Genomic DNA, 13,249 nt, shown 5'->3' with positions numbered 1-13,249 from the left:
GAGCTTAACAGGGGCCGGAAGCAGTAGCCAGGGGAAATACCAGAGGGCATGGGCAAGGTTTTTAATCCGGGCTCCAAACTACCATCATGCCGCACATTTACATTGAAATCCTTGGAAACCTGCCAGAAATGGCCATTGACGAAGTGAAGGCCATGCTGGAGCTTGCGGGAGGGGAGATTACAGGAAGGGATTATCTGCTCCTGACCGTCAGAGCCGGAGAAGCCGCTCTCCCCTTCCTCAACAGGCTCGGACTGGCCCATGAATACGGGGAGCTTATAGTCGAGGCTGACTCCATAGAAGAGCTCCTTGAGAAGGCCGGAGAGGTCAGGTGGCCGATCAGGGGAACCTTCAAGACAAACACGAAGAGGATGGCAAACTGCCGCTTCAACCTTCTCAACCTGCCGGGGAAGCTTGGGGCAGTTATACACGCACAGGGACACAGGGTCAACCTCTCAGGGCCCGATACGCTGGTCAGGGTCTACTGCGGCGGGAGGCTCTACGCCGGGGTAAGGCTCAGGTTTTTTGACCCGAAGGACTTCGAGAGGAGAAAGGCCCACCACAGGCCGTTCTTCAGGCCGATATCGTTACATCCGAGGATTTCGAGGGCGATGGTGAACCTCACGAAGGCAACCCGCGAGCTGCTCGACCCCTTCATGGGGGCCGGCGGGATTCTGATGGAGGCGGGCCTGCTCGGCCTGAAGGTCTACGGCGTTGATATAAGACCTGAGATGGTGGAAGGGGCGGAGATGAACCTCAGGCACTACGGGATAAAGGATTACGTCCTCAGACTGGGAGATGCAACAAAGCTGGAGGAGATTTTCCCGGAAAAGAGGTTTGAGGCTATAGCGACCGACCCGCCCTACGGAACCTCGGCGACGCTGGCGGGAAGGAAAAGGGAGGAGCTATACAGGAAGGCCCTGAGGAGCATGTATAACGTCCTCCGGGAGGGAGGCAGGCTGGTCACAGCGTTCCCCGCAGATTTCGATGGTGAAGGAGAGGCAGGGAAAATAGGCTTTAAGCTGGTCGGGAGGTACCACCAGAGGGTGCACAAGAGCCTTGAGAGGTGGTTCTACGTTTTTGAGAAATGATTTTTAGCACTGTTCTACCCGGATTTCTGCTTTCGGGGATTTTTCAGACATGAAAGTCCAAATCATGGAGGCGGAGGGCAGTTCCATCCCGGGTTATCCCCTGAGTGGTAATCTTCAGACAAATGTGTGCATTTTGGAAAGAGGCATTTTTGAAGCTCCTGTGAGCAATGGCAGAATCCACAGGGGAGATTCGGGGATTAAGAAGATTTCAGATGGCTTTAATTCCATCCTTCACCTGTAAATGGAGATTTGGGAGCATAAGGAGGGTTTCGATTCCTTAACCCATTCCTCCGGCTGTGGAAACAGCCCGCACAGCCGAATAAAGGATGTTCCGTCCCGATCCGATTCTGTGCAGGATTTATAAATAAAACGCGGTGCTACGGGCTCCCGGAGAAAAGGTTAAATAAGAGTTCGGACAATACTTCATTGGTTGTATACGGAGAGAAAAGGCAGGGTTTCCGTAGAACGTAGTCGTGTGGAAAGAATTTCTGGAGAATGCTTTCCAACTTTGCCTTTATTTGTTTCCGTAGAACGTAGTCGTGTGGAAAGATCGAAAAGCCCGATGTCAAAAAGACCACCAAAAGGGTTTCCGTAGAACGTAGTCGTGTGGAAAGATCTCCTCGTAGGCTATTCCATAAGCTATTCTCTCAGGTTTCCGTAGAACGGTGTCGTATGGAAAGACAGCCCTCTACTATGAGAACACAGTCCAGCCGACCAAGTTTCCGTAGAACGGTGTCGTGTGGAAAGCTTTGTATTCCCATCCTAAGAGTTCGCAGAGGGCTTGTTTCCGTAGAACGGTGTCGTGTGGAAAGAGTCCATGGAATTTGTCGTTTTTCGTTCTTATCCGTCTGTTTCCGTAGAACGGTGTCGTGTGGAAAGTTGTAAGGAAGCCCCGTCTCCCTGCTCACCTGCAAAGCGTTTCCGTAGAACGGTGTCGTGTGGAAAGGGAGTCGTCGTAATGAATTCAATTTGTGAAAATAAGTCGTTTCCGTAGAACGTAGTCGTGTGGAAAGAATGACAGACAAACGCCAGACAGTTAGAAAATCCCCAAGTTTCCGTAGAACGTAGTCGTGTGGAAAGTCACCATATATTGATGCATACCACTTGAATAACCGCGTGTTTCCGTAGAACGTAGTCGTGTGGAAAGATGCGGAGCACATACGGGCCCGGCTGGACGTTCGAGACGTTTCCGTAGAACGTAGTCGTGTGGAAAGGGTAGAGTGATGTTGAGTTCTGCGGCTGCCAGCTGAGTTTCCGTAGAACGTAGTCGTGTGGAAAGCTGCCGCATAAGCATCGACGAGGCCAGCACCAGCCCAAGTGTTTCCGTAGAACGTAGTCGTGTGGAAAGTGGCACATCCCTCCGTGGGGCCGGCTCGATGATGAGCCGGTTTCCGTAGAACGTAGTCGTGTGGAAAGAGGGTTTTTAGGCCTTCTTCTAAAAAAGGTTTTAACAGTTTCCGTAGAACGTAGTCGTGTGGAAAGATATCGCTGAGATTGACGATTTCAAAATTAACACGCTTGTTTCCGTAGAACGTAGTCGTGTGGAAAGCTCAATCACGCGTATTTGGAGGTTGATGAGAAAGTGTTTCCGTAGAACGTAGTCGTGTGGAAAGATGATATCCGTTCTCCTATCTACCCAACGCTTTTCGTCGTTTCCGTAGAACGTAGTCGTGTGGAAAGCCGGTGGTACCCTCGGATTGAACCTGAGGAGTACCACCGGGTTTCCGTAGAACGTAGTCGTGTGGAAAGAAAGCATACGAAAGAGCCGTTGAGACCGTCAAAAAGAGTTTCCGTAGAACGGTGTCGTGTGGAAAGAGCAACTTAGCCTTAAGCTCCTTAAGCCGCTTTTGTGTTTCCGTAGAACGGTGTCGTGTGGAAAGTTGGTCGAAAATGGAGGATTCTACGGGGTTTTTTCGGTGTTTCCGTAGAACGTAGTCGTGTGGAAAGGATTTACGAAAATTCTCTTATACCTATCCATATATACGTTTCCGTAGAACGTAGTCGTGTGGAAAGTCAAAAATCTGCTCAAAAAGCTCGTCCATTTTTCCCACGTTTCCGTAGAACGTAGTCGTGTGGAAAGAAATAACGGATTGTTAGGTTGGTGTATATGCACACTATGTTTCCGTAGAACGTAGTCGTGTGGAAAGGTTCATTTTGTATTTGCTTCTTCTCTTCTCTTATCTTCTGTTTCCGTAGAACGTAGTCGTGTGGAAAGAAGATAACACAATGAACGAACCGGCTGCGATAGTAGTAGTGTTTCCGTAGAACGTAGTCGTGTGGAAAGTATAGAAGGGTAGAATGTATTCATTTGTAGACCTACTCTGTTTCCGTAGAACGTAGTCGTGTGGAAAGTCCACCAATGCCTTTGGCAGTATATCCTCCGCTGACACGTTTCCGTAGAACGTAGTCGTGTGGAAAGCCGGAGCAATCATAAACGGAAAACTCTACATTGAAGAGTTTCCGTAGAACGTAGTCGTGTGGAAAGTAAATAATAAGGTGATAAAATAATATGGATGAAGTTCGTTTCCGTAGAACGTAGTCGTGTGGAAAGAGTATTCTGCTGCTTCGTCAAATTTGTCTTTTTTGACGTATGTTTCCGTAGAACGTAGTCGTGTGGAAAGGCGGATGAGGCTTATTCTCGCGTTGTGGATGAGTTGAAGTTTCCGTAGAACGTAGTCGTGTGGAAAGTTCCCTCCTTTAGTTTGACTTTGTAATCCACTTCTTGTTTCCGTAGAACGTAGTCGTGTGGAAAGCACCTCCCTACGAATATAAATCCAATGAAGAAAAGAAGGTTTCCGTAGAACGGTGTCGTGTGGAAAGTCAGCCGCTTGAACGTTCTTCAGAACTGCTTCAAGGTTTCCGTAGAACGGTGTCGTATGGAAAGAGCTTCTCTGAGGCTTCTGCAATCCTCTCAAGCTCCTTGTTTCCGTAGAACGTAGTCGTGTGAGAGAACTGAAAGACATAAGCAGAAACAGGGAAAACCGCCGAAACGATGAAATCAGGAAGAACTCTCCCGTTTCGCCTGATTGTAGAGGTACTTCACCATCATGCCCGGCGGGCGCTAACACCGGGCTGCCTCGCCAGTTTTTCTCCCCACGTTTTTAATAATCTCCATCGCCTCGCTGTCGAGATAAACCCCCACACAGGCCTCACCTCAAAACTTCCCTCACGAACTCTCCGGCTTTCAGGATTTTAACCTTTCTCCCGTCAAAACGATAAGTTTTGGTGGCCTCATCCCTCAGTCTGACAATATGCTTCGTGTTCTCTGAGATGAGATAATCCACCTTCCTGGCATATGCAACATCAAAGAACTTGGCGTCGTTTGGATCCTTCAGTTTCTTAATGAACTCGGGGTCGTTGGAGAACTTTCTCCTCGGACGAACCATAACGCTGTTCTTGGTAACTATCGCTAAAATTCTCAACGCACGTCTTGTGAGACCTATCTCAAGTCCAATACCTAAAACCTGAGTTTGCATTTCCTCAATAATTTCATTTGAGGTGAAGTTTACAATATCCCCGTTCTGCAATGCTTTCAGGATTCGCCATGCCGGAGATTTGGAGAGATCCTTAGATTTCAGTACGCTGATAAGGATGGAGGTATCTAAAACAACTTTGATTTTATCTGCCATTTCAGACGACCCCGAGCTCTCTTAGCTTCGCCTCTATCCGTTTAAACTTCTTAAAACTCCGTTTACCAATCTCCATGAGCTCTTCAAGGGTGTAATTCACATCCACCTGCTCCTGTTCCAGCTCTTCCTCCCACTGTTCCAGCTCTTCATCGGCAATACTCTCAGTTAGCTTTTCGATTTGGTTCATGAGTCGTTTCATCTCAAAAAACCACACTATATCCTCCGGCCTCTCGTGAATCTTCCTCGCGAGCTGGACGATCCACTCGCCAAAAGCCTCCTGGGTCTCTCGCTTCTGGAAAAGCTTCACAATCTTCTCAACATCAGACGCCATAGCACTCCCCATCCGGGTATCTGCACCAGATTATAAAACTCTAACGCAACCGGATCATCACAGCATGGATAGTCTCATCGACTTTAAAAATTCCACCAAACGAAATCTTCATAAAATTGAACCGGGATCGATAAAGTCTTCGGAGCTCCAGCCCCCAACTAACTCCTGTTTCCAGAGGATGAAATAAGATGGTGTTTTCACCGACATTTTAACAGGGTGCCGTTCTTCCTTCCTCCGAAAGATGATAGTCATACGAGAACCTCCCAATGGATTTTGTTCAGTTGGCACGTTCTGAGTAGTAACATTTATTAGATATAAGAGTGAAGTATACTATCAATAGAAACTTCAATGGTGCCCATTATGAGGCTAAAGCTGTCGTTTGAGGTTAAGGATGGTACGTTTGAGAGGCCCAACAAGCACGCAGTGCAGGGCTTCATATACAACATGCTGAAGGAAACCGAGTACGGCACGAGGCACGACCAGTCCCGCTTCAAGTTCTTTACGTTCTCCGATTTCTTCAGGGAAAACGGACACTGGACGTTTTTTATTTCATCTCCCGACCCAGGCTTCATACGAACCCTGCACTCAAAGATTGTTGGCAGGAAGACCATCTACATCGGCAAGCATGAGCTCAAGATTGTGGGATTGAAAAGGTTCAAGCTACCACTCAGGAGGGCATTCCAGACGGGTTCCCCTGTAGTTCTCTACCGGAACGCTGAGGAGAATGAGTACTTCAAGCTTCATGAGCACAGGGATTTGCTGTTCTTCCTCGACCGTCTCAGAGAAAATGCTGAGAGGAAATACAACGCATTCTACAACGATGACTTCACCCTTGAAGGCCCGATTTTTGACAGACTAATACCCAAGCTCAGGAAAAACGGCAAGCTCGATGTATATGTCAAAGTCGTCAAAAATGGTATCCCTTTTCCGGTTATTGGCTCCAACTGGGAGCTCCTTGAGAAGGAACGTATAGGGAGACATGAAAGGCGATTCTATCGCTTCATAATGGACGCCGGTCTCGGTGAAAAGAACAGCCTTGGTTTTGGCTTTTTGAATCCGATAAGGAGGTGATTTATTGAATCTCTACGAGCTTGTGGCCCTTGGGGGCCTCCTCCACGACATTGGAAAGCCCGTGCAGAGGGCAAATCGGTACTCTGGAGACCACTCCAGGCAGGGGGCGGAGTTTCTTCGGGAACTGGCGAGGAGCACCAGCAGGAAAGAATTCGAGCTCCTATCGCTCTTTTCGGAGTTCCATCACAGGGACGAAATGAACGAGGTCGCCATGAAGGGGAAAATAGAGACGCTGAACTCCAAGCGATTTGGTCTCAGTGTTGAGGATATCCTTAGAGCCCTCTGGATAGTTTACGAAGCGGACAACCTGTCTTCCGCCGAGAGGGAGGAGGGAAAACCACAGTCATCCCGGCCGCTATACTCGGTTTTCAACAGGGAAAAAACGTATCCGTGGACAGAGCTGGACTTTGGAAATGGGCTCCCCGTCCCCGGGGAAGTTCCTTCCATCAGAAGCGATACCTACTCCGATCTCGTAAAGAAGCTATGGGTTGAGCTTTCTCAAACCCAGCTGAAAGTTGACAGGACTCTGCCGGTCTTGGAAAGGTATCTGACCTTCGTCAGCTCCGTCACGAGTGAGGGAAACGTCATCTCGCTCTATGACCACATGAGGATGACCTCAGCCATAGCCCTTGCAATGCTCCATGCAGGATGCACCGCTGAGGACGTGAAAAAAGAAAGATGCAGAAAGGAGAAGCGCTTCCTCCTCATTGAGGGGGACTTTTCAGGCATACAGGACTTTATCTACGGCGTAACCGGCAAGGGCACCCTCAAGTACCTCCGCGCGAGGAGTGCTTATCTCGAACTGATAGGCTGGGATGTCGTCCTTGAAATACTCTCAAGGCTCGGCCTCACGCGGGCCAACGTCATCTTCAACGCAGGTGGCCACTTCCTCATCATAGCCCAGAACACACGGGAGGCAGTTGAAGAGCTTGAAAAGATAAGGAAAAGTGTCGCCGAATGGCTCTGGGAGGAGTTCGAGGGCAAGCTGTACCTGGCCCTTGAGTGGGAGCCCCTAACAGGAGAGGAGCTTGGGAGGAAAAAGGGGGAAAACCTATTTGCAGAGGCCAGAAGGAGGCTGAAGAAAAAGCTCACCCTGAGGAAGCTGAGGCGCTTTGAAGAGGTTGATAATGCCTTTGCCCCCAGAAAAACCGGAAGGCTCGAAGAGTGTGCCGTCTGCGGAAAGGAAGTTTCTCCCGGGGAGCTGGAGCAGTTCAAACTAAGTGACGACCCAGAAATTAAGGTCTGTAGAACGTGCAACGGGCTTGCCAGTCTCGGAGAGAAGCTCCCCAAGGTTAAGGGCTTCATCCTCGACAGGAGGGCCCACGATGGAGAGGCAGTCACTCACGGCCCGTTCAGACACTTCATACCCTACTACGGTGGCACTGCGCGGGGAGAGTTCCTCCTTCTCAAGAACACCCTGAAACCGCCGGAAGAACTCGGCGACACCGTTTTCATCCCGTACTTCGTGGCGGACTACTTCAAGCCGGGAGAGCACGGTGTTGCAACTTTTGAGGAGCTGGCCGAGGCCTCAACCGGAACCAAGAGACTTGGCGTTTTAAAGGGCGACGTCGACAAGCTCGGAAAGTTCTTTGGGGAGATGGACAGCCCCTCAAAGCTCGCAACGGCCTCGCGCTTCATGGACTACTTCTTCAAGGGATACCTAAAGCGGATAATCGAAGGAAAGACCGGCTACGTCATTGACACCGGCAGGTTGCCTTCCCTCGGGGACTGGCCGGAGGAGCCGGACATCGTCGTGGTTTACGCCGGTGGAGACGACTTCTTCATCGTTGGGGCATGGGATCAGGTCTTTGAGCTGGCTTTCAGGATAAGGGAGACCTTCAGGGCGTACACGGGCGGTGGTCTTACTCTCTCAGCCGGGCTCGGGTACTTTGACCACAAGACCCCGATATACCGCATGGCTGAAACCGTCAGCGAGAGGCTTGAGGTGGCAAAGGAGGAGGGGAGAAACAGGGTCTTCGTGATTGATAGAAACCGCCCCCTCGACGGGAGGCACAGGCTCTCCTACGGCTGGGGGCAGTACATGGAGCTATGGAAAGAGTACGCCGGGAGGATTTACGCCGGAAACGGAAGGCTGAAAAAGCCCTTCGACTCAAAGAAAGGCCTGCTGATGACCCTTCTTGAGCTGAGAGAGCTCTACGTAAGGAACCCGGACGACGTCCGCTGGGCGTATCTCATCGCCTATCTGCTCGGCAGGCACAAGCTTTCGGATTATTTCCCCGAGCTCGTTGGGATAAACGCTGAGGCCGTTGAGCGGAAGGAGCCCCAGCCGGTTTACCGGGTTGATGGGATTCTGAAGGTTATACTCATGGCGGTTAGGAGGTGAAGGCTGTGGGTTACGGGAGGAATTATGGATATAGGGAACAGAGCAGGAACTACCGTGGAAGCGGAAGCTTTTCCCGAGTTGATGCGTCTTCACTCTTTGGTGGAGCTCCCGATGTTATGGGCATAAAAAAGGCTCTCGAAGCCAGGCAACTGGATAGAAACGGCATACAGCCGTATTTCACTGGGGTTGTCAACGACGCGAAGAACTTTATACAATGGAGCCCGGATAAAAGGCTTGCAAACGCCGTGACGGTTGCGGCTTATCTCGTTGCCCAGGGATTGAAGACCAACCAGGTCAGGAAGACCCTTGAGATGGCGAGAACCACCGAACTGAAGGTAAAGAGGGGGGACTTGGACATAAAGAACGACATCGTTAAAATGCGCTATCTCCTTGCCTACACCGTTGGAAAGGCGACCGGACAGTCCAGGTACCCCCTTGAGGCGTTCCACAGTGTTCTGGACCCAATGCTCGGGGTTCTCATGGAGAACCCAACTAAGGAGGGGTTTGAGAAGTTTTATGACTTCCTTCAGGCTGTTGTTGCATACCACAGGTTTTTCGGGGGTAGGGAGTGATGGACAGACGGTTTTATGGAAAGCTCGTCCTCAGGGGTGAGATTAAGGCGGTGACTGGCCTCCACATAGGCTCCCAGAGGGACATCTCGGAGATAGGTGGAATAGACAACCCGGTCATAAAGGACCCCCACACGGGACTGCCCTACATCCCGGGCTCCTCCCTTAAAGGCCGTCTCAGGGCGCTCTTTGAGGTGCTCGTGAATTCCCAGCTCAATGAACTGAAGGCAAAGTACCCTTCCCTTTCGAAGTACTCCCCCGGAAGCTGCAGGCCTGAAAACCAGGAAAACTGCGGGAAGTTTTTCAACAAGAGGATCAACAGGGGATGGATACACGTCTGTCCTGACTACGACACTGCGCTCACCTGTCCGGTGTGCAGGCTCTTCGGGGCAAGTGGAAACGAAAGCAACTTCCCGTCAAGGGTCATAGTCCGGGACGCGTTCCTGACTAAAGAATGGCAGGATAAATGGAGGGCAGGGGAGCCTTTAACGGAGGCTAAGATTGAGGTCGGGATAGACCGTATTACCTCACAGGCCAATCCGAGAACAAATGAACGCGTCGTCGCCGGAACCGAGTTCGAGTTCGAGATAATCTACAACGTTGAAGATCCCGCCCAGTGGAAGGACGACGTTAAGAACCTCCTCACCGCGATGGCGCTCCTTGAGGACAGCTACCTCGGCGGTTCAGGTTCAAGGGGCTACGGAAAGGTGAGGTTCACCTTCGAGGGGTTCGAGTTCAGGAGCGCCGGATATTACAGAACCGGAGACAGAAAAGGCGTAATCCCAATAGGCGCTGGGGACAAATCCCCCGGAGAGATACTCAGCGAATTCGACGGTCTCTTCTCGGAGGTGGAGAGTAAACTGGGGGCCGGGTAATGGAGTTCAGGGCAATCCTGCTGAGACCAAAGGGGCCGTTAACCGAGATTCCGAAGGCAGATACACTGTTTGGAGCGATTGCCAGTGCGGTGGCCGTGCTCTATGACAACAGGGCCGTCGAGGAGCTCATTGATGCCTTCAAGGCCGGGGCAAGGATAAGCTCGGCCTTTCCCTATTTTGAAGGCACACACTACCTCCCAAAGCCCCTCAGCGTTGAGCTGGTGGACTTTGGGGAAGAATACGGGGAGGCCAAGAGGATAAGACGGGCCAGGTACCTGGACGTGAAAAACTTCGAGAGGGCCCTTCGCCTGGAGCCCTTTGAGGTGCCCGAGATAAACGTCCACGCAAAGGTGAGCGTCCCGAGAGTGGTTCTCGACAGGGTAACCTCCGAGTCAGCCCTCTACTTCTGGGACGAGGTTAGGTTCAGAGAGGGGGCTGGGCTTTACTTTCTATACTCCGGGCCGGACGATGTTTTCAGGGACTACATAGAGCCGGCAGTACGGCTTTTAGGGGATACCGGCATCGGCGGGAAGTCCACCTGGGGCTTCGGCCTCTTTGAGCCGGAGTTTTCCAGGCTTAAAATAGACGCTCCCGGTGGTGAGTGCGGGGTTACGCTTTCCAACGCCCTGCCGGCCAAAAAGCCCCTCCTCTGGAGGCTTTTCAGGAAGGGCGGCTGGAGCTATGGAGAGAGAAAGCCAAAGCTAACCTTCATAGCGGAGGGTTCAATCGTGAAAAACGACCCCGGCAGGTTCGAAGAGCTTGACCTCGGTTTACCATTCAAGGTCCACATCTACGGCCTGACCTTTCCCCTTCCAGTCATTCTCCCGGACATGGGGGGTTCAAAATGATGCTTAAAGCTATTTCTCCCCTCCATATAGGCAACGGTAACCAGCTCACACCGGTTGACATATACCCAACAGAGGACACCGTTTACGTCCTCGACGTCGAGAGGCTCATTGATGACCTCCAGAATTTCGGAATCTCCCTCGAAGAAATCCTGCACCTGCTGAAAAACCCTCCTGGAGACTCCTACATCTGGAAGGGCTACATAGAAGAGCTCCGGTTAAATCCAAAGGACTATGCCCGCTACACCCTGAGGATCCATGGAACCCCCGGAAAGGAAAGCATGCAGATAAGGGAGTTCATAAAGCTGAACGGCCAACCGTACGTCCCGGGTTCGAGCGTTAAGGGGGCCCTAAGGACTGCGGTGCTCTACAAGGTTCTGAAGGAGTGCGGGGATTCCGGAATCGCGATGGACGTTGTTTCGGGCGTGAGAAACTCAAGGGGTCAGATAGAAAGGAAGACCGCCGAGCTCGCCCGGGAAATCGGCTGGAGCGAGAGCCTCATCGGGTTCTACGCTGACAGACTCTCCAAGGAAAGGGTGGATGGAAAAAGGGCGGATGACCTCCTTGAGGCCATAGTCTTTGGCATGGAACCGGACAGGCGCTCCGGCGTGAAGTACGAGCCAAAGAGGGACCCTCTGAGGGCACTCATAGTCCGGGACAGCAAGCCAATAGGCAGGAAGCACCTCGCGGTTTATCGCGTTGACGTTATCGGGAACCCGCAGCCGATACCCATCTGGGTGGAGGCCCTTGAGCCGGGAACCGCTACAGAGATAGGGATAAAGATTGACACCGAGGTTCTAAGGCTGAACTCCAGCCATTTCAACGGCCTTCTGTGGGAGTGCCTTGAGAACTACGGAAAGCCCCCGGAGGTCTTCGAGGACTTCCTCTGGAAGGCGGTGGAGGAGTTCTACGGTGAGGTCATCAAAGCTGAGCTCTTCGAGCTCGGCAAGTTCAGGGGGCACTCAAGGGAGGTTAAGTCCTTCTACTCCTCGCTCGAAGGCCACGACGGCCATCTCATAAGGCTGGGCTGGGGCAGCGGCTGGCTCGCCACGACGGTGGGTATTCTCCTGAGGAAAGAGAGGAAATGGGAGGGCGTTAGAAGAAAACTCGGCCTTGGAAAGAACCCACGGAGCAAGAAGCTTTCACGCGAGTTCCCGAAGACGAGAAGACTCGCCAATGGAATCCCAATGGGATGGGTGGTATTGCTATGAAGCTCCTCATCGTTTCCTGGGGCGATTTCGAGAGGTGGACGGGAATAAAGTACCGCTTCGGCGAGGAGACCTCGGTCGGTCCATCCACCCTCCCAATACTCCAGAAGGCCATAAAACCGGACTGGACCGTCATAGTCCTCTCCGACACCCTTGGAAAGGACTTTTCTTCCTTAGATGCCCTCCGGGAGGACGTGAGAAGCAGAGTAATGGACTTCCTTGACAGGATTGGCGCTGGAAGGGAAGTGGATGTAATAATAGCGCCGGGAATAGGGCAGTTCTCACACGGGACGTTCCGCGGAAGTGCGATGGACGCGTACTATTACATCCTCCGCCAGCTTTCCCAGATACTCCCCCCGAACGAGAACCTTGAGGTTCACTTCGACTCGACGCACGGGCTGAATTACATAACGCTTCTCACATACAGGGCGTTTAAAGAGCTCCTCGGGATAGCAGCGATAACGAATGAAGTAACATTCACAGCTTACAACTCCGATCCATTTGTACCAAAAATAACCCGTGAGCTAACGATAAACACCATTGAGAAGACACGCATCCCTCCGGAGCCCCTATCTGAACCGCTGCCGGGGGATAAGCATTACCTGAAACCTTACAGCATGTCCTGGAGGGAATTTGTGAAGCTCAAAACCGGCCTTAACTCGCTGAGGCAGATTAAAGCATCCAAAAAAAGTCTGGACGCGTGGATCGGATCCCTGTTCTTCGGAATGCCCCTCCTTTTCGCTGAGACCTTCCCCGATGAGTCTGAGATTGAGGGAATAATAGGGGAGCTCTCCGAAACCTGGGAGTCAGGAGTAGAGATAGACGGGAACTCGGTTACCAGAAAGCTATCGTATGATGCAGGTTTTGGTGTGCTGGTGAAGCTACTCTTTGAGGTGAAGGTCACGAAAAGCGCAAAGATAGATGTCCCCTGCTCCATAGCCAAACTTTACACCCTCTCAAAGAAGCTGTTCAGGGGGAGCACTCTGGAGAGAATAAACGTTGAGCTGGGCAAAATTGAGGACATGGCCATAAAATATGCCACGGCAGGGACATTTCCAGGGTGGATGACCCTGAAGGACTTCCTCGGGTTCCCTGAGGCAAACGTCCAGATCAAACCGCGCAATGTATTGGCTCATGCAGGGCTTGAAGCCAATTCCGTAGAGGTGTGCATGAAAGAATGGGATACGAAAGACATCAAAAAGACCGCCAAGGAACACACGTTTTTGAGGTATTCTGACGAAACCCTGCTGAGAATAAAAGAGATAGTTAGCAGTTCTCTGGGGGGTTGA

General features: G+C 51.5%; 10 protein-coding genes and 1 CRISPR repeat array. Of the genes, 8 read left to right on the top strand and 2 right to left on the bottom strand.

What is annotated here, in order from left to right; translation table 11 throughout:
* Positions 1-86: 86 nt before the first annotated feature.
* Complete coding sequence (locus ACYQ27_RS04865) at positions 87-1,088, top strand: methyltransferase domain-containing protein (protein WP_460041123.1); 1,002 nt, start codon at positions 87-89, stop codon at positions 1,086-1,088.
* Between the two features lie 454 nt (positions 1,089-1,542).
* Positions 1,543-4,039: a CRISPR direct-repeat array (repeat unit 29 nt; unit sequence GTTTCCGTAGAACGTAGTCGTGTGGAAAG).
* Between the two features lie 198 nt (positions 4,040-4,237).
* Here the strand turns inward: ACYQ27_RS04865 and ACYQ27_RS04860 are convergent.
* Together ACYQ27_RS04860 and ACYQ27_RS04855 are read right to left on the bottom strand one after the other, a co-directional pair.
* The gene (locus tag ACYQ27_RS04860) at positions 4,238-4,717 is read right to left on the bottom strand and encodes a putative toxin-antitoxin system toxin component, PIN family (RefSeq protein WP_456394382.1); all 480 of its coding nucleotides are present in this window, start codon (positions 4,715-4,717) and stop codon (positions 4,238-4,240) included.
* 1 nt (position 4,718) lies between these two features.
* Entirely contained in the window at positions 4,719-5,048 is a 330-nt protein-coding gene (locus ACYQ27_RS04855) for a hypothetical protein (RefSeq protein ID WP_456424097.1), read from the bottom strand.
* 360 nt (positions 5,049-5,408) lie between these two features.
* Here ACYQ27_RS04855 and cas6 point away from each other — a divergent pair, with 360 nt between their 5' ends.
* Genes cas6 through csx1 form a run of 7 tightly spaced genes read left to right on the top strand, consistent with a single transcriptional unit; the run spans position 5,409 to position 13,249 of the window.
* Positions 5,409-6,119 carry a CRISPR-associated endoribonuclease Cas6 gene (gene cas6, locus ACYQ27_RS04850; RefSeq protein WP_456424095.1) on the top strand — a complete coding sequence of 237 codons (711 nt, stop codon included), beginning with the start codon at positions 5,409-5,411 and terminating at the stop codon, positions 6,117-6,119.
* Between the two features lie 4 nt (positions 6,120-6,123).
* A complete protein-coding gene (gene cas10 / locus ACYQ27_RS04845; RefSeq protein ID WP_460041122.1) occupies positions 6,124-8,463 on the top strand; it encodes a type III-A CRISPR-associated protein Cas10/Csm1 in 2,340 nt (779 codons plus the stop codon).
* Complete coding sequence (gene csm2 / locus ACYQ27_RS04840; RefSeq protein WP_460041121.1) at positions 8,460-9,035, top strand: type III-A CRISPR-associated protein Csm2; 576 nt, start codon at positions 8,460-8,462, stop codon at positions 9,033-9,035. Before cas10 ends, csm2 begins: the two co-directional genes overlap by 4 nt.
* A complete protein-coding gene (gene csm3, locus ACYQ27_RS04835) occupies positions 9,035-9,907 on the top strand; it encodes a type III-A CRISPR-associated RAMP protein Csm3 (protein WP_460041120.1) in 873 nt (290 codons plus the stop codon). Before csm2 ends, csm3 begins: the two co-directional genes overlap by 1 nt.
* Positions 9,907-10,755, top strand: coding sequence for a type III-A CRISPR-associated RAMP protein Csm4 (gene csm4 / locus ACYQ27_RS04830; RefSeq protein ID WP_460041119.1), 849 nt, complete (start codon positions 9,907-9,909; stop codon positions 10,753-10,755). The genes csm3 and csm4 overlap by 1 nt, the downstream gene beginning before the upstream one ends.
* A complete protein-coding gene (gene csm5 / locus ACYQ27_RS04825) occupies positions 10,752-11,963 on the top strand; it encodes a type III-A CRISPR-associated RAMP protein Csm5 (RefSeq protein WP_460041118.1) in 1,212 nt (403 codons plus the stop codon). Before csm4 ends, csm5 begins: the two co-directional genes overlap by 4 nt.
* On the top strand, positions 11,960-13,249 hold the full coding sequence (csx1, locus tag ACYQ27_RS04820) for a CRISPR-associated CARF protein Csx1 (RefSeq protein WP_460041117.1): 1,290 nt from the start codon (positions 11,960-11,962) through the stop codon (positions 13,247-13,249). Before csm5 ends, csx1 begins: the two co-directional genes overlap by 4 nt.

Source organism: Thermococcus atlanticus, assembly GCF_054657855.1.
Note: the sequence above shows the minus strand (reverse complement) of the source record. Positions and strands in the feature narration are given on the sequence as shown.